A 25,374-nucleotide genomic window follows, 5' to 3' on the forward strand; every position below is an offset into this window, starting at 1 on the left:
GTTGCCACTGCAACGCCATTTCCCATTTACGGCAATCGACTTGGCAAGGTTTCATGTGTTAGCACCCGCGGACGATTTTTCATCACGGATACGGATTAGATGAGCCGCCTCGACAGCTTCATTCGCCGGTTGACGGCCCAACGCGACATTCTGAACGCGATCATCGATCTGGTCGGCGAAATCGAGGGGCCGGTGCTGGAATTCGGCCTCGGCAACGGCCGCACCTATGATCACCTGCGCGAAAATTTTCCCGGCCGCCGCATCGTCGCCTTCGACTGGGAGGTCCGCTCCTATTCGGCCTCGACACCGGATGCAGAGGACATGGTGACCGGCAATATCCGCGAGTCCGGTCAGGCCTTCCTCGGCATTGGTGCCGCCCTTGCCCATGCCGATATCGGCACCGGCCATGATGAGATCGACGCGGTGACGCTGACCTGGCTGCCGCAACTGATGGCCGGCGTGCTTGCCCCAAACGGCATCGCCGTCAGCGGCCTGCCGCTGGAGCATGCGCAACTGGTGGCGCTGCCGCTGCCGGAGGGGATCAAGGAAGGGCGGTATTTTCTGTATCGGCGGGTGTGAGGGGAGAGTAAGCTCCCCGCCTTTGAAGGCGGAGGAAAATGAAACGCCTCGAAATGGAAGTCAGCGGCGCCTGCCGGTGCGCTCAAAATACCGGTGCAACCGAAACCAACGGCGCCGACTGGGCCCCGGCAATCAAGCAGAGCAACAACCAGCACCCCGATCGCGATACCGCCTCATGGACGGGTGGGGCGTGACGGCTGATTTCTAGGAGCTTCCGCTCACGAGGCACAGGAATAAGCCGCAGCCGAACGCGCCGTCAGTTTTGCTTCGAATTCAGCCGCAATTTCCTCCAGGGTCACGTTGCCCAGCCGCCTCAAAAGCAGCGCCTCCGCCTCCTTCATCGCATCCGCCAGCGCGTTATTCACCGCCTGTTCGACCAGACATTTGGGCTGATCGTCGGCGGGGCCGATGGCAAAGACGTGCGGTTCGCCAAGCGCGTTGTAGACGTCGAGCAGCGTCATCTCGGACAAAGGCCGCACCAGCGTCCAGCCGCCGCCATGGCCTTTTTCCGAGCGCACATAGCCCTGGTCGCGAAGCCCGGCCATGGTGCGGCGGACGACGACGGGATTGGTGTTCAGCATCTTTGCAATCATTTCGGAGGTCGCCGCATTCTGATGCCGATCCATGTGGATCAGCACGTGCAACATGCGGGAAAGGCGGCTGTCGTTGCGCATGGTTCCATCCTGTCGATCGAGCGAGGCATTATCACGAAGATTTTGTAACAAGACAAGTGACATGAGCCTTGACCGCCGCGTTTCATGTAACTTATGATGATTCATGAGCCAATATCGAAGGAGTCAGCGCATGTCCTACGAAGTCATCGTCATCGGCGGCAATTTTGCCGGCCTGTCGGCAGCCATGCAGCTCACCCGGGCGCGGCGGCGGGTTTTGCTCGTCGATGCGGGCGCGCCGCGAAATCGGTTTTCGCATGCTTCGCACGGTTTTCTCGGACAGGACGGTCAGACGCCGGCGGCGATCATGGGTGAGGGGAAGAGGCAGCTTTCGCTTTATTCGAACATCACGCTGCGCGACGGCAAGGTTATCCGCGCCCAGAAGGAGGGCGAGGAATTCACAATCGCCATCGAAGGCGGCAGTGAAGAACGCGCTGCCCGCCTCATTCTCGCAACCGGCGTCAGCGACACGCTGCCTGACATCCCCGGTCTTGGCGACCGCTGGGGCCGCTCGGTGCTGCACTGCCCCTATTGCCACGGCTATGAGGTGAGCGGCGGCGAACTCGGCGTCCTTGCAAACCATCCGCATTCGGCCCATTCCGCCATGATGATCCCGGACTGGGGCACGACGACCTTTTTCACCCAGGGTCTTTTCGAGCCCGATGAAGAGCAGCTGGCACGGCTGACGAACCGCGGTGTGCGCATCGACCGCAGCCCGATCGTGGAATTGCTCGGCGACAGTCCGAAACTTCAAGCGGTGCGTCTCGCTGATGGCCGCATCGTCCCCCTCAACGCCGTCTTCGTCGCGCCGAAAACGGCGATGGCAAGCCCCATTGCCGGACAGCTCGGCTGCGCCTTCGACGACGGTGTGTTCGGGCCGGTCATCCGCACCGGTGAAAACAAGGAGACCAGCGTCAAGGGCGTCTTCGCCGCCGGCGATGTCGCGAGTTCAATGCACAACGGCACGCTCGCCTCCGCCTCCGGCGTCCTCGCCGGCGTGCATTGCCATCAGTCGCTGATCGTGTAGTTGGCGGCTCAAGGGCAGGCGCGGTCCGCAATAGCGGCTTGCACCCGTGTGGTGCGCGCAGTTTCCAAGGCTGCGCCAACCAAGCCGATATTGCAATTTATGCGTTTAAATCGTAGGCACTTTCCGGCGGAATGACCATCGTTCCGACGCTGGTGAGGCATCAACAGATTTACGGCAGCACGAATGGGGCATGGAAGTGGGGTTTACTGAAGCGGCTGGCACGGTTCTGGTGCAGAAATATGCAACTTTCTCGGGTAGGGCCTCCCGCGCGGAATATTGGTGGTATGTCTTATTCTATATTCTAGTGCTGCTTGCGATAGGCATCTTGTGCAATGTGGTTGCCGACTTTTCCGACTTCCGGGACGGAGTTCCCCCACCACTCGCCCTTCTCTTCTTCCTCGGCGGATTGATTTGGCTCGCGATGTTTTTGCCGGCGATAGCAGTTCAAGTTCGCCGCTTCCATGATCGCAACATTTCCGGCTGGTGGTATCTCGCGCTGTGCATTGCTAATTTCGTTCCCTACATCGGTCTCATTGCGGTTATTGCGATCCTAGTGATCAACGTGCTTCCTGGCACCGAAGGTCCGAACAAGTTCGGGGCCGATCCGTTGCGTCCTGAAGCGCGTGCAGAGGTCTTTGCCTAGGGGCATACCGCAACTTTGGGCCTGCTGGTGGCTCCGTTCCTACGGTTAGTCTCGATAGGAGTTAACCCCTGTTTGAAACAACCGGCTTATTGCAATTTCTGCGTTTGAATTGTAGCTATTTTTCATTCGAAATTACTATCGGGGCAAGACGATGCTGAATCCGCTGGTCACCGCGTTTGCAAGCGGACTTGGGGGCATTTCAAATGGGGTTTACTGAAGCTGTTCGGACAGTTCTAACGCAGAAATACGCAACATTTTCTGGCAGGGCATCGCGCTCGGAGTTTTGGTGGTTTCAACTGTTTTATACGCTGGTACTGATCGCATTTCTAATTGTAGCCGCTTTGTCCGGCGTCTTTACCAATATTGAGAATGAACCGTCGTCACTCCTATTCATTTTTGGAGGAATCGGCGGATTGTTCGCGCTTGCGATGTTTTTGCCGCAGATATCCCTTCAGGTTCGCCGCTTCCACGATCGCAACATTTCCGCTTGGTGGTATCTCACACTGTTTCTGTTGAATATGATTCCCGCCGTCGGCCCCATTGCGGGCCTCGCGATGCTTGTGATTACCATCCTCAGGGGCACCGAAGGTCCCAACAAGTTCGGACCGGATCCGCTGCGTCCCGAAGCGCGAGCAGAGGTCTTTGCCTAGAGTATGACCCTCCGCAACGCCGGCCTGCTGGTGGCTTTGTTCCTCGCCACCTTGGCTCCCTTTCCGCCTGCGCAAGCGCAGGACAGCGCCAGGCAGCAGGTCGATGGCGGTACTCGTCAATCGAGCGCCGCCGGCGCCGAATATGCCTCGCAGTGCCGGCAGAACGGCCTGCGCTGCACGCTCATCTATGGCGACGGTTCTGCGAAAGACGCACCGGCATCGAATACGACAACATCGTCACCGCAACGCAAGCCATTGTTTATCCCGCGCGAGCCGGTCATCAGTGGCCCCCTGGCGGTTGCTGTCGTGCTTGTCGGTCTGATCGTGGTCATCGGGCTGTGGATGCGCTTCGGAAACGGCGGCATCTTGCTGTCGTCGGCCCCTCGAGACATGAAGCGGCAGGGAGAGGCGCCGGAAAGCTGGCGCACCGCCGCGGCCGAGGCCGAGGAAGAGCCGAACGACGTCCTGCAGCGCATTGCGGCCATGGCGGATCGACGGCAGGCGGTTGTCCTGCTGCTCAGACATTGTCTGCTGCACGCGGCTGACATCAGCGGAACACGTCTTTTCCGTTCGGATACGGAACGCGCCGTTTTCGCCCGCCTGCCGAACTCGATACCCGACCGCGAGCGGCTTGCAAATTTCCTGACTGCGGTGGAACTCGTTCATTACGGCGGCCGAGCCGTTGCGGAAAACCATTTCAGCACCCTTCTCGCGACGGCGCGCGACCTGCTGTCGGTCGGCAGATTGACCCATGCGTAAGTCGGCCCCCGTTTTAATCCTGGTTCTGGTCCTCGTTCTCGCGGCACTGGCGCTCTTCCGGCTGCCGCGGGACGACGATTACGATCACTCGCCGCTCGGTAACAAGGGATTGGAATTGTGGCTGCGGGCCAAGGGAATCCCTGTTGTCCGATCCGACCCTCATGTCGCCCGAGCGAGTTCGGAAACCTCGCTGCGCATCGTTCCCCTGTCGATACGCCAAGGCGAGGTCGCACCTCAGCTTGGCGAAGAAACGGATGAAGCGAATCCAGAAAGCGCAGTCCAGGAATCAAGTCGCTACGCGCTGCCGACGCTAGTCATTTTGCCGAAATGGCGCGGCAACGTGTCGACCGATGGTGTTGCCAGCGCAGCGGGACTGGTTGATCTCGCCGACATACGCGGCGAACTCGACAGGATCGGTTATTCTGGTTTGAGTCTCGATCGCAGCGAGAAGGGATTTGAAGAGGCGCATCCGCGCCTGAAGCTGGATCAGCCAATCACGATCGCCTTGTATCACGCACAAACCTTCGATCTGGCGAGCCTGCCGTCCTCCTGCAGGGAGCTTGCCGGCACGCTGACCGGTGCGCTGCTCGTCCATTGCGAGAACTATCATCACGCCTATCTTCTGTCGGATCCCGACCTGTTGAACAACCACGGACTGGCGCTGGCCGATAACGCCTCCTTCGCCGTGTCGCTCGTTACGCGGCTGCGCGGCGCCGGCGAGACGCGGCCGGTCTATCTGGATACATTAGGCCAGCCGCTGGACAGCGAGAAACCGGTGGATGAGGGCAAGTCTTATGAGCGCTCTGCCTCCGATCTCCAGCGGTTTTTCGCCTATCCGCTCTCCGTCATCTGGGGAACGCTGCTCGTCGTCGCAGCGGTCTGCTTCTGGCGCGGCGCCTATCGCTTCGGGCCGCCTTTGCGTGAGGCATCCGCAAACATCGAGCTGTCGAAGACCGCCGCGATCGACGCCACGGCGCGGCTCTTGCGCCTGTCGGGCAATGACGGACGGATGGCCGGCCAATTCGTGCTGCATCTGCTTGCCGACAAGGCGCAACTACTCTTCGGTTCCGGAGCCGGCAATCAGGCAGGGATTGCGCGGCTATTTCAACGCCTGACCCGACAGGACAAGGCAGCCGCGCAGGCCTTGCATGCCGCAGCCGAGGCGATGATCGAACGCGGACATCAGATGACGCGGGCAGACCTGCACCGCAATCTCGAGACATTCAGAAAATCGCTGGGGAGCTTTGACCTTGGATCTAAGTGAATTTCGCAATCTTATCGCCACCGTTCGCGGCGAAATCGGCAAAGTCGTGCAGGGTCAGGATGCGATCATCGATCTCGTCCTGATCTCGATCTTTGCCGGCGGGCACTGCCTCGTCGAAGGCCCGCCCGGCACCGCCAAAACCCTGCTGGCTCGCTCGGTTTCCGCCGCCATGGCGCTCAATTATCGCCGCATCCAGTTCACGCCCGACCTGATGCCCGGCGATGTGCTCGGCGTCAATCTCTTCAATTTCCAGACCAATCAGTTCCATCTGACCAAGGGGCCGGTCTTTACCGACATCCTTCTCGCCGATGAGATCAATCGCGCTCCGCCGAAGACGCAATCGGCGCTGCTGCAGGCGATGAACGAGCGGATGGTGACGCTCGACGGAACCGATTACTCCCTGGGATCGGATTTCTTCGTGCTGGCCACACAGAACCCGATCGAGCAACAGGGCACTTATCCCTTGCCGGAAGCGCAGCTCGACCGCTTCCTGTTCAAGCTTGTCGTCGATTTTCCCGACCGCGATACGGAAATTGCCATCCTTTCCAAACACGCCAAGCAGGCGCTGCAATCGGATATGCGCAATGCCGGCATCCGCCCGCTCGTCACCAGTGCCGCGCTTGCCGAGGGACGGGCGTTGATCGATGCGATCCATCTGGACGGCACGATCCTGACCTACGTCGTCGACCTGGTTCGCGCCACCCGCTCCGATGCCGATATTCTCTACGGCGCATCGACGCGCGCCGCCGACGCTCTTGCCTCGGCCGTGCGCGTGCGTGCGGCATTCGAGGGCCGGGATTACGGCTTGCCGGATGATGTTCAGGCATTGCTCGTGCCGGCGCTGCGCCACCGCATCATTCTCTCGCCTTCGGCCGAAATCGACGGCCGCACACCGGACGAGGTACTCCGCAACATCATGAACCGCGTGGATGCGCCCCGTTAAATGCGGCCGTCCCGGTATCTGATCGCGCTTGTTCTGATTTTGGCGGCGGTGACGGTTTTCGTCAGCGTGTGGTGGCATGGCATGGGCTACCTCTTGCTCGGCCTGTGGGTTGCGCTTGCGGCGTTGACGGCCGGCGATCTGGCCATGTCGGCCTTGTCCGGCCGGATGACGGTGGAATTCGATCTGCCGCCGCAAGGCTTTGTCGGCCACACCGCCACGTTCACGCTCACCATCCGGCCGCAGAAGGGCGTCGTGCCTCAAAATATCGAGATGCGCCTCGATTGCGCGCCCGAGCTTGCCATCGGCGAAAGCAGATTGGCGAGTGGCGCATCGGGCGCGGGAGAAGACCAGACCAGGGCCGCTCTCGATCTCCGTCTGACACGACGGGGACGATACGCGGTCCATGACCTGTGGCTGAAATGGCCGTCGCGGCTGAGGCTCCTCGACATGATTGCGCGCATGCCGGTGGGAAAAGAGATCGCCGTGTTGCCCGACATATCGCCGGTGCTGTCGGGGGCGGTCAAGACCCAGATCCTGGCGCTGGACGCCGGCCAGAAGGATCTGCGGCTGCGCGGCGAAGGCTCGGAGTTCCATCAGTTGCGTGAATTTGCCAGCGGCATGGATCCGCGCAGCATCGATTGGAAGCGCTCCGCCCGCATGCGCAACCTCGTCGTGCGCGAAATGCGGGCCGAACGAAACCACCAGATCATCTTGTGCGTCGATTCCGGACGGCTGATGGCCGAGCAGCTTGGCGGCTTCACCAAGCTCGATCGCGCCATCAACGCGGCACTCGCCATGTGCTGGGCCGCAGGCCTTGCCGGCGATCTCGTCGGTTTTTACAGTTTCGACAGCCGCCCGCGCCTGGTCGTGCCGGCTCTGCCCGGAAGAGCGGCCTTTCCGCGGCTGCAGACGATGTGCGCCGAGCTTCGTTACGAAACCCAGGAGAGCAACCATACGCTGGGACTGACGCATCTGTCCGGGCGCTTGAAACGACGGTCGCTGATCGTGATATTCTCCGATTTTGTCGACAGCATCACGGCGGAGCTGATGATCGAGAACATCCAGGTGCTCGCCCGGCATCATTTCATCGTCTACGTCGCCTTGCGCGATCCGATGCTGGCGAAACTGACGGAACCCGAGGAGGTGACATTGGACGCCGTCGCCCGCTCCGTGGCAGCGCGCCAGATCCTCCAGGAGAGGCGTACCGTGATGGAAAAACTGGCGCGTCTCGGCGTACTCTGCCTCGACAGCACGCCGGAGGCACTGACTTCGGATCTCATTGCGCGTTACATCGAAATCAAATCCCGTGAGATGATATGATGGATATCGGCATCGGTGACAGGAGAGAGATGGGCGCGACGGTCAACGTCGGCGCCATCCAGACCGATATGCTTCGCTCGGCGCGCTTCCGGGTGGAGCGCGAAGCGCATTGGCGTCAGCTTGATGATCTCGTGACGCGGGCCGAGAAGGGTGGCGCAGCCGCACTCGGTTATGACGAGGTCCGCAATCTCGCTGGCGGCTACAGGCAGGCGATGAACTCGCTGAGCGTGGCGCGCGACATTTCCCTCGATCGTGCGCTGATCGCCTATCTTGAGAGCCTCTGCGCCCGAGCCTATCTGGTTGTCTATGCGCCGCAGGAAAGCCTCGGCGGCCTGGTCACCCGCCTGCTGGTCCAGGGCATTCCGCAGGCGGTGCGCCGATCGGCCCTGCCTCTGTTCATCGGTTTCCTCGCGCTCATTCTGGGGGCGCTCGCCGGCTATAAGCTCTGCACCAGCGATCCGAGCTGGTTCTATGCCTTTGTGCCGCCGGAACTCGCCGACCAGCGGACCCCGGACGCATCGGCCGATTATCTCCGCTCGACGATCTATGGCGATGATGAACATGCCGGCGACAGGCTGGCCGCCTTTTCCGCATTTCTCTTTTCCCACAACACCACCATCGTCGTGCTGATTTTCACGCTCGGCATTTTCGTGTCGCTGCCGAGCTTCATCTTGACCTTTTACAACGGGTTGATCCTCGGCGCCTTCTTCGCGATGTTTGCCCGCAAGGGCCTGGGTTTCGACGTGTTCGGCTGGCTCTCGATCCACGGCGTGACCGAGCTTGCGGCCATCGCCATTGCCTGTGCGGGGGGAGCCAGGCTCGGACTTGCCGTTCTCCTGCCGGGTGCGCGAACGCGAAAGGAAGCGTTGCGCCACCAGGGGCATGATGCCGTCAAGCTCGCGATCCTCGCTGCACTGATGCTCATCGTGGCAGCCTTCATCGAAGGCTTCCTTCGCCAGTTGATACAGGATCCGGTCTGGCGGCTCGCCATCGGCTGGGGCATGGGCGTCTTCTGGGTGGGCTGGCTGCTGTTGAGCGGCCGCGAAAACAACGTTTCGCGTGAGCCTGTCCGATGAGCCAGTCAGTTCAGAACGGCAAACGCGTCGAACAGTTCATCCCGCCGGAGGGTGTTCCGATCACTTTCGCGATCGGCTCCATCGGCAGCCGCCTCGGCGCGCAAATCCTCGACATCATCTTCACCGCTATCCTCATCTTCACCTGCGGCTTCGTTATTGCCTTTACGGGAATCCTGCCGTCGAACGTCGAGGCTATGCTGATCATCTTGCTGGGTTTCTTGGTGCGGACCCCCTATTACATTCTGTCGGAACTGATCTGGAACGGACGCACACTCGGAAAAAAGATAACCGGCATCCGTGTCATCAACGCCAGCGGACGGCGGCTGACGCCACACCAGGTTACCGCGCGCAACCTCATGAAAGAGGTGGAAATCTTCGGCCCGATGAGTCTTCTGGCGTCGATAGAATATCAGTCAGCCTGGGAAAACGGTTTGGCGGGCGCCTGGCTTCTGGTGGTCGTGATCGTTCCGCTTGCCAACCGCCGCCGGCAGCGGCTTGGCGACATCATCGCCGGCACCCTGGTGATCGACAATCCGCGCTCGGTGCTGCTTTCCGACCTCGCATTGACCCCTGCCAGCGCATCGTCACAGGCCGCCTTCGATTTCCAGCCCGAGCACCTCGATGTCTACGGCAAATACGAGCTGCAGACGCTGGAGGACGTGCTCCGCGACTCGACGAAGACGTCCAACCATAAAGAGATCGAACAGATCGTGCGAACCATCACACGGCGGATCCGGTATGAAGACAGCGTGAAGTCAGGCCAGGAGCTGCTTTTTCTCAACGACTTCTACCGCGCCCAGCGCGAGCATCTGGAGAGCTTGAAGCTGTTTGGGACGCTGCGGGAGAACAAGTATCATGAGGATACGCGGACAGAAACGAGGCGGCTTATTTGAGGGCTCCCGATCGAACCGTGAAAGAATCGTGGTTTTGAGCTGCAGCCAACTGACTGCGGAAATTCGGGAATTTGTATTGCGTCCAGAGATATAATTTAGGGATGATATAATGAAGCTGCATATCTTAGGCGCGGTCGCGCTTATACTTTCTGCCACAGGTCACGCTCAGGCCGACGATCGCACAGCCGCAACAGCAAACTCCTTTCGGGCTATCACCAAATCGGCATGCGGTTTCAACATGACGCCAGCATCGGCAATGAGGGCTGCAAGCACTCTTGGAATGTTGGATTTGCGCGAGCCATTGATTCCGGCGATGTTGGAAGTTTGCAAAGAGGAAATAAAGGGAAACGAAAGTAAAACCATTGAGATTCGGGTTCCCGACAACCACAAGGTGATGCGGAAAGTCGTGCTTGAAAGGGCCAAGTGGTGGCAATGATGGGGCGGCGAGGTTTGGCGGAGATGACACAGAAGATGACAACTCGCCATAGTCGCCGGATCACCAAGCAAGCGGCCGATGCCTGGCCAGCAGCCGTTTCAGCTGGCGCATGTCCACCTTGTCATTGCTGAACCGCCGGCTTTCGCCCAGCTGATGCAGATGAACATCAAGCCACTCTTTACAAACGCGAGGACGGCCGGACCAATCTCATCCCCGGTTTAAGCCAAGGGGCCTGCGGTCCCCGGCCGTCCGGAGCGCACACCAATCATCCGACAATCAGTGCGAATTGAACATGCAAGGGGCCACAGGCGCGAGGCCGCCTCGACAGCAAGAACAGACTCTACTGATCGAATACCTCTGGCAGGTCGCGGTCCTCGAAGGGGCATGCAGCGAACAAATAGCGGCTGCGTCGAGAGGAAGTCGAAACTATTGCGACAGAGACAATGCTAGAAAGTCGGCCGCGTTCTGCCGCGCTGCCTCAGCGTTTGGGCTTGCTGATCCCAGGAAAAAATCGTGCGCCCCTTCATAGACATCAAGCGCAACAGACCCTCCTAGCCGTTGCGCCGTCTGCTGCAACTCCCAGCCGATCGACAAGGGAAACATACGATCGGCACTTCCCCAAATCAGCAGCAGAGGCGGCAATGAACGGACAGGCTGCGAATAGCCGTTCGGGAAACCCCCATCGACCAGTACCAGAGCGTCAATATCGGCGCGTCCGACCGTAGCGGCCGAAGCAATTTGCGCGCCAAGGGAGATTCCGAGAACGCCGACTTTGCCGCCGTGGCGCGGTTGCTCCTCAAGATAGGTGGCCACGCCCTGAACGGCCGACGTCCACTCCGGCAATCGTTGCGCATAAAAGGCGATCCGCGCACCTGCCCCGCGCGCCGTGGCGATGGCGTTAAGGTCGGCCGCCGACAGGACATGAACGAGATAGGCATTCAAACCCGCCGCCCTGAAGGTCTGGCCGATCTTATCATAAGCGGGCGCTCCAAAGCCCTTGCTGCCGCCCAGGATCAGAACGGCCGGGCATATTGCCTTCGCGCAACTCCCGAAGCTCTCGACCAGAATGCTGCCGCCGGGCGTTAGCACGGTGAATTGCTGACGGGATGCGGCATGAGCATGGCCAAACATAAACGCGAGAAAAACGAGGATGCAGAAAAACAAGCGCATTTGCTTCTGAGGCTCTATTAAGGTGGGAAAGTTAAGCGTTTTTACGGGCGCGGCAATGACGCTTGTGGTCTATGCCGTAAGGTGGCCGATGCATCCTCAACGCAAGAAGCCGCCTCTACGGTAAAAACAGCACGTTATACTGCTCGAATTCCCCCGGCAGATCCCGCACCTTCATCTCCTCCTCGCGATCCTCGAACAATACCAGGCAATCCTCGTAGAATCCTGACAGCATCGATATGAAGGCCTTCGTGCCCTCTGGCCCATAAAACAGCGGCGTGAATTCCATATGCAGCGGCACGCGGCGGGCAAGCAGCGGCTGCATCGAGCGGCAGGCGACCGGCTCGTAGCCTTCGATATCCATCCAGACCAGGCCGATCGAAGCGGGATCGATCGAAAGGTCGGCGAGGATCTCGGAGACCGGTTTTACCGGCACGCTGATCTTCCTGTCGGTCGGGCTCTGGCGGATGGCGCTGCTTTTGCCGTGATTGTTGAGGTTGAGGAAGAAATCGATCTCGCCTTCGTGCTCGCCGGCGGCGCAATTGACGAGCCGGACCTTTTGCTCCAGCCGGTTCTGGCGGATGTTGCGTTCAAGCAGCGGGAAGTTGCGTGGGTCGGGCTCGACACTGACGATCTTGATGTAGGTGTTGCTGAGCGCAAAATAGACGGTCTGGGTGCCGATATTGCCGCCGATTTCGAGCAGTGTGGCATCCTTTCGCAGCAGCCCCCGCTCGCGCAGGATGACGATCAGCCGGTCGACGGCCTCGCGCTCGAAATGGCCCTTCCGGAAGACCTTGCGGCCGATATAGTCGGCTGGCGAGAAGGTCATCAGATGATCGCCGGCATCGACCGTCATCGAGACGACGCGCGGGCCGATATTCTCGATCAGCAGCCGGCGGCCGAAGCGGGTGTCGAAGAAACGCGAGGCGGCTCTGTTGCGCGCCTTGCGCAGCCGGCGGCTCCAGTATTTGGCGGTGAGCCACGGTTTGCCGGGCATCAGTCTTTTCCTTCGTGCGGTGCCGCCGCTTTCTCTCGCGGGATGACATAGACTTTCAAAGGCAGGGCCCGGCCGCGCACATTGATTTCGCGACTCTCGATGCCGGAAAGATCGGCGCCGGAAAGGTTTGCCACCGGCTCGGAGATGACGATCGCCGCTTCGAATTCCTTGGCCGCACTTTCCAACCGGCTCGCGACATTCACGGTATCGCCGATCGCCGTCATGCTGCGCACCCGCCCGTAGCCCATCGTGCCGACGACGGCGGGGCCGGTGTGAATGCCAATCGCGATGCGTAGCGGAAGCGCCAGTTCCTCGGCGAGTTCGGCGGCGAGTTTCTCGATCTCGGCGACGATTGCCGCGGCGGCGGTGAGCGCCTGGCGGCAGGCCTGTTCCGGCGCGGTATTGAGGCCGAAGAGCGCCATGGCGCCGTCGCCGATGAATTTGTCGAGCCGGCCGCCCGCCTGTTCCACCGCCTTGCCGATGATGGCGAAATAGCGGTTCAGCAGGAAGACGACGTCGAAGGGCAGACGGGTTTCGGTCAGCGTGGTGAAATGGCGGATATCGACGAAGAGCACGGCGATCTCGCGCTCGCGGCCAGGGCTGGTCTCCTGGCTGTTGGCCGGAAGGGCGGCTTCGACCGCCGGCACGAGCAACGGCGCGACCGCGAGGTCGCGGTCGGGGCGAAGCTGGCAGGCAAGCCGGACATCCGCGCCGGCATTGATGCGTCGGAGCGTCGTCCGTTCCATTTTGTCGGGGGTGGGCAGGCCTTCGTAATCGCCGAGGATCTGCACGCGGCAGGTGGAGCACTGGCCCTTGCCGCCGCAAACGGAATAATGCGGCAGGCCGCCGAGCCGGCTTGCTTCCAGCACCGAAAAGCCGCGCGGCACACGGATTACCTCGCCGCCCGGATAATGCACGGCCACCTGGTCGAGCCGCTCCTTCAGCTTGCGCCGGGCGCGGGCGACGACGACCGTCAGCAGCGACAGCGAGAATGCGCCGTAGAGCAAGGCACGGATCTCGGCAACTTCGCGGCGAACCTCGGGGTTGGAGGCGAAGTGGCTGTTGACGGTCGCCTTGTAAGGACTGTTGGCGACGGCCTGCTGGTAGGATGGGTCGGCGAGCGTGCGGCCCATTTCGACGAAGCCGAGCAGCGACAGAACCGGCACGAGGATCGCCAGCGCCAGCAGCAGCGGCGCGAAGTCCGGGTACCAGGGGCGATAGCGCAGCCAGAAATGCAGGCCGATGCAGCCGTGGATCCAGACGGCGATAACACCGAGCCCCTGCCGCAGGCCGTTTGCCGGCGCCCTGATCCACAGCGTACTGACGACCGTCTCGTAGTCGTCGACATAGCCGTAGAGCTCGTGGGCGATGCGTGTGCCGATGACATGATCCATGAGAAGCAGCGGGATCATCAGACCAAGCACGATCTGCGCCATTTCGCCCTTTGGCATGACGAGGCTGCGTCTGACATAGATGGCGCGCAGCACCAGTGCGATGTGGACCAGAACCGACGAATAGAAGATCGCCGTTCCGAGAGGATTGCGCCAGATCGCCATGAACACGCGGGCGGCCTTATCGGCGGCGGAGACTGAAATCAGGCCGATGGCATGGTTCGACAAATGCATGAGGACGAAGATGAAAATGACAAGGCCGGAACCAAGCCTTGCCCTTCTGATCGAGCGCTCCGAAAAAAACCCTGTGACTGAGGCCGTCGTCATTCATTCCCGTTCTTGTCGATGCAACCGCAGGCCCATAGAAATTGAGAAGGAGGCGGAATTGCTTCCAGCGCGATCACATTCCATATGCTTATGCGCAAGTTTTCGGGAAATGGACAATAGCGGAGTTGCGCCAGCGGGCATCCCGGGTGGAAACACTGTGTCTTTACGTGAGGGTCGTGAATGCGGGTGGCTTTTTACGCGCCGATGAAATCGCCGAACCATCCGGTGCCGTCAGGCGACCGGCTGATGGCGCGGCTGTTGATCCGGGCGCTGGAGATTGCCGGCCACGAGGTCGAGGTGATCTCCGAATTCCGCAGCTATGCCGCGACACCGGAGGCGGCAGCCGCCCTCGAACCGGCGATCCGCGCCGAGCTGCAGCGGCTGCGGGAAAAATGGTCTTCCGGGCCGCTGCCCGAGCTCTGGTTTAGCTACCACCCCTATTACAAATCGCTCGATTCTTTCGGGCCGGTGATTTCGGCCGAATTCGCCATTCCCTATGTGACGGCCGAAGCCTCCTATGCGGCAAAACGCGACCGAACCGGCTGGGCCGCCCAACAGAAGCGCGTCGGCGACGCGATCCTGAAGGCGGCGGTCAATATCAGCTTCACCGAGCGTGACCAGGCGGGCCTTTCGGCCGCCTTTCCGCAGGCGCGGCTTGCCCGCCTGAAACCCTTCATCGATACGGCGCTGTTCGAGAGCGTGTCGCCGGCCCCCGATCCGCTGCAGCTGATGGTGGTGGCGATGATGCGGGCCGGCGACAAGATGGACAGTTATGCGATGCTGGCAAAAGCGTTGCGGCTGATCGAAGACCGACCCTGGACGCTTGCCGTCATCGGCGATGGTCCGATGCGGCACGAGGTGCAGGCGCTGTTTGCCGGTTTCCCCGCGGGCCGCATCGAGTGGCTGGGCGAGCGGAATGCGGCTGAAATCGCCGGCCTGCTTGGGCGCGGCGGCCTTTATGTCTGGCCGGGCTGCGGTGAGGCCTACGGCCTTGCCTATCTGGAGGCCCAGGCCGCCGGTCTGCCTGTCGTCGCGCAGGAAACGGCGGGGGTGCCCGCCGTGGTCGAGGCTGGGGTGACCGGCCTGCTGACAAGGGATGGTGATGTCGCCGCCTATGCCGCGGCCGTGGCTGCCCTGCTGGACGACCGGGAAAGGCGCGACGCCATGGGGCAGGCGGCGCGGCGCTTCGTGCTCGAGGAGCGCTCGCTGGCGACGGCGGCCGAGCGGCTGGACGGAATTTTGCGGGATTATGCAGCAACAGGAGCGATGAGATGACCGACAGCAAGAGCTGGGAGCCGCTGCGCCGCGAGCTCGACCGCTGGCAGGCCGCCGGCCGCGTAGCCCGCTTCTGGCTGCGGGACGACGATGCGATCGAACCGACGCCTGATCTGGAGACACTGCTGGCATCGACCGGTGACAACGCGGTCCCGCTGACGCTCGCCGTCATTCCCGGCCTGACCGGAGAAGCATTGGCGGCGCGGCTGGCGGGGAAAGCAGGTGTCAGCGTCGCGGTGCACGGCTGGTTGCATACGAACCATGCTGGGCCGGAGCGGAAAAAACAGGAACTGGGGGCCGAGCGGCCGGCGGAAATCGTGCTCGGCGAGCTAGGCGACGGGTTCCGGCTGCTGCAGGGGCTCTATCCGGCCCGCTTCCTGCCGGTGCTGGTGCCGCCGTGGAACAGGATCGACGCCGCCCTCATCCCGGCACTGCCGGATCTTGGCTTTGCAGGGCTCTCGGTCTATGGGCGGGCAAAGCAGGGCGGGCCGATACCGCTTCTCAACACCCATGTCGACATCATCGATTGGCACGGCACGCGCGGCGGCCGAGCCGAAGAGGAGCTGGTGGCAGAGCTGGTGGTGGAGCTCAGCGACCGGTTTGCCGGCAGCGACGAGCCAATCGGCGTGCTCGCCCACCATCTGGTGCATGATGCCGCGGCCTGGGATTTCCTGTCGGCCTTGTTTGCGGTGACGAGCCATCCCGCCGTCCGCTGGTTGCCGGCGTCGGCACTTCTCGAGCGTTAGAGCAGCAGCAATCAGCCGGCATGAACACGCCCGAGGAAGTCTCGTATCAGCGCTGCGACCTCACCCAGATGTGTCTCAAGCAGCCAGTGGCCGCCGCCGAGCAGATGTAGTTCGGCATCCGGCAGATCGCGGAGATAGGCTCGCGCCGATTTTTCCGGGATGTAGTGGTCGTGAGGCCCCCAGACGATCAAGGTCGGAGGCTTGTTTTCGCTGAGGTATTTCCGGTGTTGCGGAAACCAGGCCCGGTTCTCCTTCAGCCCGGCGATCAGATCGATGGCGATTTCCTTGCGCCGCGGTGTCATCAGCGACCAATGTAGCTTCCAGAGATCGGGGGGGATGGCGTCGGCAAGGTGCGGCGGCAGGTCGTTGAGAAATTCCTCTTGGAAGACCTCCTCGCTGATCGTCTCGGCCAGCACCTTCCTCATCTCCGCTCGCGGAAGCGCCCACGTCGCCTCGATATCCGCATATTTCGGCCCGAGGGCATCCTCATAAGGAATATCGCCGTTCTGGATGATCAGCGCCACGATGCGCTTCGGATCCTTGATGGCCAGCCGGGCACCGATCGGCGAACCGAAATCGTGGAGGTAGAGGGCGAAGCGGTCGATCTCCAGCGCGCCGGCAAAGGCCTCCAGCCAGGCGGCGTAGCCATCGAAGCTGTAGTCGAAATCGTCAGGCGTGCCGCTATAGCCAGCACCCGGGAAGTCCGGCGCAATCAGCCGCCAGCGGTCCGCAAGCCGCGGCATGAGATTGCGGAATTCATAGGAGGAGCAGGGATATCCGTGCGGCAGCAGCAAGACCGGAGCATCGTGCCGCCCGGCTTCGCGATAAAAGGTCTCGACGCCCGCGACGGTGATGCGGCGATGCCGAACGAGGGCGGCCATCGCAGGCCCGCCGCCGCTCATCTTCGGTCTTCCTCATGCTGCGCGGCGCCCTCGACCGGCCGCAGCCACGGTTCGCGGCGTTTGATCCACAGTTCATAGCCCGGAACAAGCGGCGTTGGCGCCTCGGATAGGATGCCGAGCTTGATTTCCGCCTCCTCGTCATCGACGTAAAACAGCCGTGAACCACAGCCGGTGCAGAAATGCCGGCCTTTGAACTCGCGGGTTTCCCCCGTGTGCTCAAATTGGCCGGCGGGCCAGATTCCATAGAAGGTGAAGGCCGAACCGCTTTCCTTCCTGCAGTCCATGCAATGACAGATACCGACGCGTAAGGGCTCGCCGCGAACAGAGATGTGCACCTGCCCGCAAAGGCATTGTCCGGAAATTACGCTCATGGCTGATACCCGTTTCGACATTCTTGCGATGCCGGGAAAACGGTCTGGCCCGGGATCGGTTCCGCAAGAAGCCCCTGCGCAGGCCACAGCAGCCGGCAAAAGCGGCCTGCAGCGATCAGATCACAACGGTCTGATTGTCGCGGGCGGCGAAGGATTCGGGGAAGGCGGCCTGGGCCTGGGCTTCCATCTCCGCCAGTTGCTCGTCGGTGCGCGAGGGGGCGTGGTGGAACAGGGCGAAGCGTTTGGCGCCGGCGATCTTTGCCAGTTCGGTGCCGTGCTGCCAGGTCGAGTGGCCGAAACCCTTGAAACGCTGCATCTCGTCTTCGTTGTAGGTGCAATCGTAGACGACGAGGTCGGCGCCCTGCATCATCTCCAGCGAGACCGGGTCGTAAGCGCCCGGAATATGCTCGATGTCGTAGATCAGCGCGACCGAACGGCCCTGCCATTCGATGCGGTAGCCGATGGCGCCGCCCGGGTGGTTCAGCATGAAGGTCTTGATCTCGATGCCCTCGTGGGGCGTCAGCGCCTGGCCGGGATGGAAGTCGCGGAAGTTCATCGTCGCCTGGCAGATGTCGGTCTTGACCGGAAACCAGGGCGGGCTGATGAACTGCTCGACCATTTCGCGCGTGCTCATCTTGCCGTCGAGATGGCCGGACCAGATGTTGACGTTGATCGAGGGATAATAGATCGCCTTGAAGAAGGGCAGACCGATGATGTGGTCGTAGTGACAGTGACTGAAGAACAGGTCGACATCGCTGACGCCGTCGGCGAGCAACGACAGGCCCGCCTCGCGCAGGCCGGAGCCCGCGTCGAAGATCATCCTGTGTTTTCCGCAGCGAATTTCGATGCAGGACGTGTTACCGCCGTAGCGGTCGAACTCGGGGCCCGAAACGGGAATACTGCCGCGGACGCCCCAAAATTTTACCTGAAACAGTTCTATCGTCATCTTTCTTCAAACCGGCCTTCCCGCATCGCCATCGTAATCATAGTTTATCCCGATGCGAAGCAGCAGAATTTCACGGGTTTGCCTGTGTCCCCTTTCATTCTCCTAACCGCTAGCGGAAGAAGGAGTAGATTTTCCTAAGCAATCGGCTTTCGCGTCGGAAAGCAACCCAGTATGGTTGGTTTTCGGTAAACGGGCTGCTGGGGCGGGGACATTTCCCGTAACTCATGCCTATTAGATGGTTGCGCGCGATTGAAAAAACAATTGCCGCCGTTCTAGGCCCGAATCCACTGTCACTGCGCGCGTCAAGGTCTCGAGAACGCCCTGCAGCCACTGGCTCCGTTGGCGGGGCGTGGGCGGATTTTTCATCCCGGCCTCAACCGGAGACCCCGGTATCATATGAGAAAATTGTGTTCGTTCTGGCACGAATGTTTCCTTGATCGGCGTCGGCGAAAAGCGATATATCGGATGATATGAGAAATATAAGAGACTCGGTGATGCTGCAGCCTGTCGTGAACGAGACCATCGCCGAGAGCAGTTACCGGCGCATTCGCGCCGACATCATTTTCGGGCGGCTGGCGCCCGCTCAAAAACTCAAGCTGGAAAGCCTGAAGGAGTCCTACGAGACCAGCATCAGTACGCTGCGCGAGGTGCTGAACCGGCTCTCCTCCGAAGGGCTTGTCGTTGCCGAAGGACAGAAGGGGTTCGAAGTCTCGCCTGTGTCGGTTTCCGACCTCGAGGAGACGGCGGCGATGAGGCTGCTGCTCGAGAGCCATGCCTTGGAGCAATCACTTGCGCGTGGAGACGTGGAATGGGAGGCGCCGCTGGTCGCGGCCCACTACAAACTGGCGCGGATGGAAAAGGTCATGGCATCCGGCGATACCAGCCGGGCCGAGGACTGGAAGCGTTACGACTGGGAGTTTCACCAGGCGCTGATTTCCGCCTGCGGGTCGAAACTGCTGATGCAGACCCACTCGGTCATCTTCGACAAATATCTGCGATATCAGATGGTTGCCCTGTCCTACCGCGGCGACGTCGCCGCCGACGAACATCAACAGCTTTTAGATGCGGCCTTGCGGCGGGATGCGGAGACCGCCAAGCGGGTGCTTGCCTTCCATATTCAAGGCGGGGTCGAACATGCCTTGGCGCGGGGAACGTTGAAATGACAGCGGACGCTCGTCGGGCCATCACAGCAGGAAAAGCCATGCTCAAACAAGTCCACGACCCGGCCGAAACGGTCAGCGATATCGTTTTCCGGCAGATCCGCGAGGATATCATATCTGGGGTATTGCCGCCGGGGGCGAAGATCAAGCTGGAGCAGGCGAAGGAGCGATATTCCATCGGCATTTCGTCGCTGCGCGAAATTCTGAGCCGCCTGACCACGGAGAACCTCGTCGTCGCCGAAGGGCAGCGTGGTTTCGAAGTCAGCCCCGCGTCGCGGCGGGAATTGCTGGAGCTTGCCGACCTGCGGATCGTTCTTGAAACGCATGCAATCGGCCTTGCCTTCGCTGCCGGAAATCTCGAATGGGAAGGGCGCATCGTCGCTGCCCATCACCGTCTGGCTGCCGCTGAGCGCAAGCTGCTGGCGGGCGACGTCTCGCGCACCGTCGATTGGGTCCGCTACGATTGGGAGTTTCATCAAGCGATCGTCTCGGCCTGCAATTCAGCGACGCTGATGGCGACACTCTCGTCCGTCTTCGACCGCTTTCTTCGCTACCACATGCTGGCCGAAAGCTTTCGCGGCAGGCCTGTCGTCGACGACCACAGGCTGTTATTCGAACTGTCCATTCGACGTGACGTCGCCGGCGCCACCGAGGTGGTCAGACGGCACGTTCAAAGCGGCGTCGAGCATGTGCTGAAGAGCAGCCGAATTCTTTAAAGCGGCTCAGCTTTTCACGGAAACGCAGAACCGCTCTCAACTATTGTTTTGCGCAACTGCGGACGGAAAAACTGCCGACACTTTCGGCATCCTGCTTGGACAGAGTTCAATCACCTTTCGGAACGCCTTCCGGGCGCATCTGTCTTTTCAGCGCGGCGATCCGGAAAATGGCGTTCGGCGCACCATAACCGCGATAGCCGCGACGCTCGACGATCTCGAAAAAGAAACCCTCTCCATAGGTGCCGCTGTAGAGCTGGAAATATTCGCCATGCTCGTCGCGGTCATAGAGAATGTTTTCCGCTTTCAGCCGCTCGGTCATGACAGGATCGAGCCCGAAGCGGGCTTCGACGTCGTCGTAATAGTTCGGCGAAATATGCAGGGATCTGAAACCGCAGGCGCGAAGTTTTTCGGCGGTTGCAAAGATGTCGTCCGTCGAAAACGCCAGGTGCTGGATGCCGGATCCGAACTTCTCGGCAATGAAATGTCCTGCCAGGGTGCGGCGGTTTTCGGCGCCGTTCATGGTGATGCGCAGCGCACCCGACTGGTTTTCGACGACCTGGCTGCGCACCACGCCGGCCGGATCGATGATGTCGACCATCGGGGTCTTATGGGTCTCGAAGATCGAGGTAAAGAACAGCAGCCAGGTAAGCATTTCATCATAGCCGACCGTCTGAGCGACGTGATCGACGCGCAAAAGGCCGGCCGACGCCGTGTCGGTCTCGTCGGTGACCGGCCGGAAGTCGATTTCGGAAAAGCGGCCCAAGGCGCTCTTGTCGTCGATGAGATAGACGATGCCACCGCCGACGCCCCGAATGGCCGGCAGCTCGAGCTCGCCGTCGGCGACGGGCTGGATGAAGGGTTCGGCATCGAGCGCAAGCGCACGTTCATAGGCCTTTGCCGCATCGTCGACGACCAGTGCCATGGCATAGGCAAAGGTACCATGAACGACGTAGGCGGCATTGGCAAATCCTGCCTGATCGACATTGACGAGGATCCGGATCCCGCCCTGTTCGAACAGGGATACTTTCTTCGTGCGGTGGACGGCGGTCTGTTTGAATCCGAGGGTGCGCAGCAAGGCCACCAGCTCGACTTCATCCTGTTCGTCGGTGGCAAATTCGACGAAGCCGACACCTTCAACAGCGGCCCTTTGCGGCATCGCCGCACCGGCCATGCTGCCGGTGCCGAGATGGCGTCGGACCTGATCGCCGAGATAGATCAGCGAGCGGTGGCCATCGGCGGCAATCGCACGCGACAGGCCGCCTCGAAACTGATCATTGAAAATCTCGAGCGAGAAATAGCCGTCATAACCTGTAGCAGCGACGGCTTCGGTGAAGGCCGTAACGGGAAGGTCGCCTTCGCCAGGCATATTGCGGAAGTGGCGGCTCCAATAGAGCAGGTCCATGTCGATATCAGGCGCGTCGGCAAGCTGGACGATGAAGATCTTCTCCTTGGGAATCGAGCGGATGGAATTGACGTCGATCTTGCGCGACAGCGTATGGAAGCTGTCGAGGATGAGGCCGACATTCGGATGATCGGCGCGCCGCACGATCTCCCAGGCGTCGCGGTGGTCACTGATATGGCGACCCCAGGCGAGCGCCTCGTAGCCCACGCGCAGTCCGCGCCGGGCAGCACGTTCACCGAGTTCGCGGAAATCCTCAGCCGCCCGATCGATGCCGCCCAAGGCTGCCGGCGAGACGTTCGAGCAGACCAGCACCAGGTCCGTTCCAAGCTGCTGCATCACGTCGAACTTTCGTTCGGCGCGATCGAAGGTGCGGCTTCGCAGCGGCTCTGGCATGCCTTCGAAATCCCGGAACGGCTGAAACAGGGTGATAACAAGACCATGGTCGCGGACGAGTTTTCCGACGTCGGCGGGGCTTCCGTCGAAGGCCAGGAAATCATTTTCGAAGATCTCGACGCCGTCGAAGCCTGCTCGGGCGATCGCCTCGAGCTTTTCCGGCAGTTCGCCGCTGATCGTCACAGTCGCAATCGAGGTCTTCATATCAAACCCTTTCGGCATCCACCACGAGCGGCGAAAAATCGCTCTCACCTATTATTGCAAATCTCTTGAGTAATTCAAATAGCTTGATGTATCATAAATTCTCATACGATTTTGAAAAACTCTGTTGATTTAGCGGTCCGTCTCTGGCAATCATTCCTCCACAGTCAAAAGGTGAGGTGGCTGTCCGGTCGAAAGGCCGCCAAAGAGGAGGAAACATGATGTTCAAATCTATGCTGACGCGTCGAAACGCGATGCTCGGTGCCGCGGCCCTGGTGGCTGCCGTTACCTTGGCGCAACCGGCCGCCGCTATCACGCCCGAGGAAATCAAGGCTCGCGGCAAAATCATCGTCGGCATTCAGGGCGACAACCCGCCTTGGGGTTTTGTGACCAGCGGCGGCAAGCAGGACGGCCTTGACGCCGATATCGCGACGCTGTTTGCCAAGGAACTGGGCGTTTCCGTCGAGTTCGTGCCGCTTGAAGTCAACAACCGCATTCCGGCATTGACCGCCGGCCGCGTCGACGTTCTGTTTGCGACGATGGCAATGCTGCCGGATCGCGCCAAGGCCGTGCAGTTCAGCAAGCCCTATGTTGCCAATGCCATCGTTTTGATCGGGCCCAAATCGGCGGAAATCAAGACGAATGCCGATATGGCGAAGTTCACGATCGGCGTCGCCAAGGGTGCTGCGCAGGACACACAGGTGACCAAGAACGCGCCTGAGGGCACGACGATCCGCCGCTATGACGGCGACGCCGCCAGCGTTCAGGCCCTGGTGTCCGGCCAGGTCGAGACGCTGGGCGGCAACATCTTCTACATGGACCGCGTGAACAAGGCGCGCCCGGGCGAATTCGAAAACAAGCTTGAATTCCAGAAGCTTTACAACGGTGCCTGCACGCGTCTCGGCGAGAAGGAAATCAATGCGGCGCTCAACACCTTCATCGACAAGATCAAGGCAAACGGCGATCTCAAGGCCGTCTACGACAAGTGGATGAAGGTGCCGGTTCCGGAATTCCCGGAAACCCTGGAGGGCATCCCGTTCGCGGCGAAGTGAACTCGTCCCGCTGCGGACCGATTGGCAACGCAGGCTGCCCCTCACCCTAGCCCTCTCCCCGTAAGTACGGGGAGAGGGGACGTGCCCTGCGAGAGGTTGGTGGGGAACATAGAAGGTGCGGCTTGGTCCCTTCTCCCCGCGCGCGGGGAGAAGGTGGCGGCAGCCGGATGAGGGGCAGGCGACCTCCACCCTTACCAATGAAGGCGAGCAGGCCATGCCCGTCAAACGCAACCGCCATGCCCAAGGCCCTGAGGTGCGCGACATGACCAGAACCATCTTTGTGCTCAACGGACCGAACCTGAACCTGCTCGGTGAGCGCGAGCCGGCCATTTACGGCTCGACGACGCTGGCCGACATCAGGGACAACTGCCTGGCAAAGGCCGAAAGCCTCGGCTTTGTCGTCGACTTCCGCCAGACCAATTTCGAAGGCGAGTTGGTGGAAAGCGTGCATCAGGCCCGCAAACAGGCCTGCGGCATCATCATCAACCCGGCCGGCTATACCTTCACGTCGATCGCGCTTCTCGATGCGCTGAAGATGTTCGATCCGCCGAAGATCGAGCTGCATATTTCCAACGTGCATGCCCGCGAGGAGATCTATCACAAATCCCTGATCTCGCGCGTCGCCACCGCCATCATGATCGGCTTCGGCGCCCGCGGTTATGAGCTCGCCATAGAGGCCATGGCCGGCATGGCGGGAGCAGCGAAGGCATGAATTACACGTTGGATTTCACGCCCGTCATCGATGGTCTGCCGAGCCTGCTGCTCGGCTGCCTCGGTACATTCCTGCTTGCCATTTGCGGAATGCTGCTGGCGATCATCATCGGAATTGGCGGCGTTGCCTTGCGCGACGCGGCTTTCAAACCGGCGCGCTGGCTGGTCATCGCCTTTGTCGAACTGATCCGCAACACGCCGTTCCTGGTGCAGATCTTCTTTATCTATTTCGCGCTGCCGCTCACCGGCATCCGGCTCGATCCGACGCCGACGGCGATCATCGCGCTCGGCATCAACGGCGGCGCCTATGCCATCGAGATCATTCGCGGCGGCGTCCAGTCGATACCCAAGGGGCAGATGGAAGCCGGACTGGCGCTTGGCCTGCACAAGGCGCAAGTTTTCCGGCTGATCATTCTCAAGCCGGCATTGCGGGCGATCTATCCGTCTCTGACCAGCCAGTTCGTGCTGTTGACGCTGACAACCAGCATTGCATCGGCGATCTCGGCCTATGAGCTGACCTCCGTTTCCCAGCGCATTGAATCGGAGAGCTTCCGCAGCTTCGAGGTCTACTTCACGGTCACGCTTTTCTATTTCGTGATCTCCTGGGTGATGATGCGCCTGTTTGCGCAGTTTTCGGCCCGCTACTTCAAATATCCGGTCAAGTAGGAGGAATTCCATGGGTCACGACGAGTTCGTCTTCCTCCTGATCGGCCTGAAATGGACGGTGGTCCTGTCGGCCGTCGGCTTCGTCTGCGGCGGCATTGCCGGTCTTGGCGTTGCTCTCGCCCGCGCCTCGGGCAACCCGCTCCTGGAACGCGTGACATCAGGCTATATCGCCGTCTTCCAGGGAACGCCGCTGCTGATGCAGCTTTTCGTCGTCTATTACGGCCTGGCTCTGCTCGGGCTGATGCTCGATGCCTGGGTGGCCGTCGCCATCGGTCTGACGCTGCATGCCAGCGCCTATCTCGGTGAGATCTGGCGTGGATCGATCGAAGCGGTGCCGCGCGGCCAGACGGAAGCGGCAAAGGCGCTCAGCCTCAGATACATCTCCCGCATGAGGGACGTCATCCTGCCGCAGGCGCTGCGCATTTCGCTGCCGGCCACGATCGGCTTTCTCGTGCAGCTGATCAAAGGCACCTCGCTGGCCTCGATCGTCGGCTTCACCGAGCTGACGCGGGCCGGCAACATCATCTCCAATCAGATCTTCCAGCCGCTGACGGTCTTCGGCGTCGTCGGCATCCTGTACTTCCTGATGTGCTGCCCGCTGACCATTCTCGGCGCGCGCCTCGAGCGAAAGTTTGCCGCTTCTGCGCGCTGACCCGCATCCTCTTTTCTTCGATGCGGTCTTGGCCGCCA

27 protein-coding genes and 1 pseudogene are annotated in these 25,374 nt (G+C 61.0%); 20 read left to right on the forward strand and 8 right to left on the reverse strand.

The features are described from left to right. Positions 1-99 precede the first annotated feature (99 nt). On the forward strand, positions 100-579 hold the full coding sequence (locus tag ATY29_RS35845) for a class I SAM-dependent methyltransferase (protein WP_097534380.1): 480 nt from the start codon (positions 100-102) through the stop codon (positions 577-579). 83 nt (positions 580-662) lie between these two features. Continuing rightward, positions 663-780: pseudogene (locus ATY29_RS35850) on the forward strand (GFA family protein); the annotation flags it as partial. 17 nt (positions 781-797) lie between these two features. On the opposite strand, the gene ATY29_RS35855 reads toward ATY29_RS35850, so the two are convergent. Continuing rightward, the gene (locus tag ATY29_RS35855) at positions 798-1,253 is read right to left on the reverse strand and encodes an Rrf2 family transcriptional regulator (RefSeq protein WP_097534382.1); all 456 of its coding nucleotides are present in this window, start codon (positions 1,251-1,253) and stop codon (positions 798-800) included. Between the two features lie 130 nt (positions 1,254-1,383). Here ATY29_RS35855 and ATY29_RS35860 point away from each other — a divergent pair, with 130 nt between their 5' ends. The 10 genes from ATY29_RS35860 (at position 1,384) to ATY29_RS35905 (ending at position 10,261) form a co-directional block, all read left to right on the forward strand. Beyond that, positions 1,384-2,277, forward strand: coding sequence for an NAD(P)/FAD-dependent oxidoreductase (locus ATY29_RS35860; protein ID WP_097534384.1), 894 nt, complete (start codon positions 1,384-1,386; stop codon positions 2,275-2,277). 196 nt (positions 2,278-2,473) lie between these two features. Beyond that, on the forward strand, positions 2,474-2,920 hold the full coding sequence (locus ATY29_RS35865; RefSeq protein ID WP_097534461.1) for a DUF805 domain-containing protein: 447 nt from the start codon (positions 2,474-2,476) through the stop codon (positions 2,918-2,920). A 203-nt stretch (positions 2,921-3,123) separates the two neighbouring features. Next, positions 3,124-3,570: a DUF805 domain-containing protein gene (locus ATY29_RS35870; RefSeq protein ID WP_097534462.1), complete on the forward strand. Its 447-nt coding sequence runs from the start codon at positions 3,124-3,126 to the stop codon at positions 3,568-3,570. A gap of 3 nt (positions 3,571-3,573) precedes the next feature. Next, positions 3,574-4,329 (forward strand): hypothetical protein, encoded by a 756-nt coding sequence (locus tag ATY29_RS35875; protein ID WP_097534386.1) that lies wholly within the window; start codon positions 3,574-3,576, stop codon positions 4,327-4,329. After that, positions 4,322-5,593 (forward strand): hypothetical protein, encoded by a 1,272-nt coding sequence (locus ATY29_RS35880; protein WP_097534388.1) that lies wholly within the window; start codon positions 4,322-4,324, stop codon positions 5,591-5,593. Before ATY29_RS35875 ends, ATY29_RS35880 begins: the two co-directional genes overlap by 8 nt. Then, the gene (locus ATY29_RS35885; protein WP_097534390.1) at positions 5,580-6,536 is read left to right on the forward strand and encodes an AAA family ATPase; all 957 of its coding nucleotides are present in this window, start codon (positions 5,580-5,582) and stop codon (positions 6,534-6,536) included. The genes ATY29_RS35880 and ATY29_RS35885 overlap by 14 nt, the downstream gene beginning before the upstream one ends. Next, positions 6,537-7,856, forward strand: a complete 1,320-nt coding sequence (locus ATY29_RS35890) for a DUF58 domain-containing protein (protein WP_097534392.1) — start codon at positions 6,537-6,539, stop codon at positions 7,854-7,856. Continuing rightward, positions 7,856-8,932, forward strand: a complete 1,077-nt coding sequence (locus ATY29_RS35895) for a stage II sporulation protein M (RefSeq protein ID WP_097534394.1) — start codon at positions 7,856-7,858, stop codon at positions 8,930-8,932. The genes ATY29_RS35890 and ATY29_RS35895 overlap by 1 nt, the downstream gene beginning before the upstream one ends. Then, on the forward strand, positions 8,929-9,825 hold the full coding sequence (locus tag ATY29_RS35900; protein ID WP_097534396.1) for an RDD family protein: 897 nt from the start codon (positions 8,929-8,931) through the stop codon (positions 9,823-9,825). Before ATY29_RS35895 ends, ATY29_RS35900 begins: the two co-directional genes overlap by 4 nt. A gap of 109 nt (positions 9,826-9,934) precedes the next feature. Continuing rightward, positions 9,935-10,261: a hypothetical protein gene (locus tag ATY29_RS35905; protein WP_097534398.1), complete on the forward strand. Its 327-nt coding sequence runs from the start codon at positions 9,935-9,937 to the stop codon at positions 10,259-10,261. Between the two features lie 426 nt (positions 10,262-10,687). Here ATY29_RS35905 and ATY29_RS35915 read toward each other — a convergent pair whose 3' ends face one another. From ATY29_RS35915 to ATY29_RS35925, 3 genes are all read right to left on the reverse strand, one after another. Continuing rightward, a complete protein-coding gene (locus ATY29_RS35915) occupies positions 10,688-11,431 on the reverse strand; it encodes a dienelactone hydrolase family protein (RefSeq protein WP_097534400.1) in 744 nt (247 codons plus the stop codon). A gap of 115 nt (positions 11,432-11,546) precedes the next feature. Beyond that, positions 11,547-12,425 carry an FkbM family methyltransferase gene (locus ATY29_RS35920; RefSeq protein ID WP_097534402.1) on the reverse strand — a complete coding sequence of 293 codons (879 nt, stop codon included), beginning with the start codon at positions 12,423-12,425 and terminating at the stop codon, positions 11,547-11,549. After that, entirely contained in the window at positions 12,425-14,143 is a 1,719-nt protein-coding gene (locus tag ATY29_RS35925; RefSeq protein WP_097534404.1) for an adenylate/guanylate cyclase domain-containing protein, read from the reverse strand. Before ATY29_RS35925 ends, ATY29_RS35920 begins: the two co-directional genes overlap by 1 nt. Positions 14,144-14,323: 180 nt before the next feature. On the opposite strand from ATY29_RS35925, the gene ATY29_RS35930 reads away from it, so the two are divergent. Beyond that, the gene (locus tag ATY29_RS35930) at positions 14,324-15,418 is read left to right on the forward strand and encodes a glycosyltransferase family 4 protein (RefSeq protein ID WP_097534406.1); all 1,095 of its coding nucleotides are present in this window, start codon (positions 14,324-14,326) and stop codon (positions 15,416-15,418) included. Beyond that, a complete protein-coding gene (locus ATY29_RS35935) occupies positions 15,415-16,164 on the forward strand; it encodes a polysaccharide deacetylase family protein (protein WP_097534408.1) in 750 nt (249 codons plus the stop codon). The genes ATY29_RS35930 and ATY29_RS35935 overlap by 4 nt, the downstream gene beginning before the upstream one ends. A gap of 11 nt (positions 16,165-16,175) precedes the next feature. On the opposite strand, the gene ATY29_RS35940 is transcribed toward ATY29_RS35935, so the two are convergent. The 3 genes from ATY29_RS35940 to ATY29_RS35950 all read right to left on the reverse strand — a co-directional run bounded on the left by ATY29_RS35940 (position 16,176) and on the right by ATY29_RS35950 (position 18,383). Continuing rightward, positions 16,176-17,045: an alpha/beta fold hydrolase gene (locus ATY29_RS35940; RefSeq protein WP_425299380.1), complete on the reverse strand. Its 870-nt coding sequence runs from the start codon at positions 17,043-17,045 to the stop codon at positions 16,176-16,178. Between the two features lie 17 nt (positions 17,046-17,062). Next, positions 17,063-17,437: a GFA family protein gene (locus ATY29_RS35945; RefSeq protein WP_097534412.1), complete on the reverse strand. Its 375-nt coding sequence runs from the start codon at positions 17,435-17,437 to the stop codon at positions 17,063-17,065. 115 nt (positions 17,438-17,552) lie between these two features. Further along, the gene (locus ATY29_RS35950) at positions 17,553-18,383 is read right to left on the reverse strand and encodes an MBL fold metallo-hydrolase (protein WP_003563445.1); all 831 of its coding nucleotides are present in this window, start codon (positions 18,381-18,383) and stop codon (positions 17,553-17,555) included. A gap of 494 nt (positions 18,384-18,877) precedes the next feature. Between ATY29_RS35950 and ATY29_RS35960 the strand changes: the two genes are divergently transcribed. Both ATY29_RS35960 and ATY29_RS35965 read left to right on the forward strand, forming a co-directional pair. Then, complete coding sequence (locus ATY29_RS35960; RefSeq protein WP_097534414.1) at positions 18,878-19,546, forward strand: GntR family transcriptional regulator; 669 nt, start codon at positions 18,878-18,880, stop codon at positions 19,544-19,546. A gap of 38 nt (positions 19,547-19,584) precedes the next feature. Continuing rightward, a complete protein-coding gene (locus tag ATY29_RS35965; protein ID WP_003563441.1) occupies positions 19,585-20,259 on the forward strand; it encodes a GntR family transcriptional regulator in 675 nt (224 codons plus the stop codon). Between the two features lie 106 nt (positions 20,260-20,365). Here ATY29_RS35965 and ATY29_RS35970 read toward each other — a convergent pair whose 3' ends face one another. Continuing rightward, entirely contained in the window at positions 20,366-22,258 is a 1,893-nt protein-coding gene (locus ATY29_RS35970) for a bifunctional sugar phosphate isomerase/epimerase/4-hydroxyphenylpyruvate dioxygenase family protein (RefSeq protein WP_097534416.1), read from the reverse strand. 218 nt (positions 22,259-22,476) lie between these two features. Here ATY29_RS35970 and ATY29_RS35975 point away from each other — a divergent pair, with 218 nt between their 5' ends. From ATY29_RS35975 to ATY29_RS35995, 4 genes are all read left to right on the forward strand, one after another. Then, positions 22,477-23,307 (forward strand): transporter substrate-binding domain-containing protein, encoded by an 831-nt coding sequence (locus tag ATY29_RS35975; RefSeq protein WP_037091246.1) that lies wholly within the window; start codon positions 22,477-22,479, stop codon positions 23,305-23,307. 262 nt (positions 23,308-23,569) lie between these two features. Beyond that, the gene (locus ATY29_RS35985) at positions 23,570-24,019 is read left to right on the forward strand and encodes a type II 3-dehydroquinate dehydratase (RefSeq protein WP_037091244.1); all 450 of its coding nucleotides are present in this window, start codon (positions 23,570-23,572) and stop codon (positions 24,017-24,019) included. Then, positions 24,016-24,684, forward strand: coding sequence for an amino acid ABC transporter permease (locus tag ATY29_RS35990; protein WP_003563435.1), 669 nt, complete (start codon positions 24,016-24,018; stop codon positions 24,682-24,684). Before ATY29_RS35985 ends, ATY29_RS35990 begins: the two co-directional genes overlap by 4 nt. A gap of 10 nt (positions 24,685-24,694) precedes the next feature. Then, positions 24,695-25,336 (forward strand): amino acid ABC transporter permease, encoded by a 642-nt coding sequence (locus ATY29_RS35995; RefSeq protein ID WP_003563433.1) that lies wholly within the window; start codon positions 24,695-24,697, stop codon positions 25,334-25,336. Positions 25,337-25,374: the final 38 nt, after the last annotated feature.

Source organism: Rhizobium hidalgonense, assembly GCF_002914525.1.
Taxonomy (GTDB): Bacteria; Pseudomonadota; Alphaproteobacteria; order Rhizobiales; family Rhizobiaceae; genus Rhizobium; species Rhizobium hidalgonense.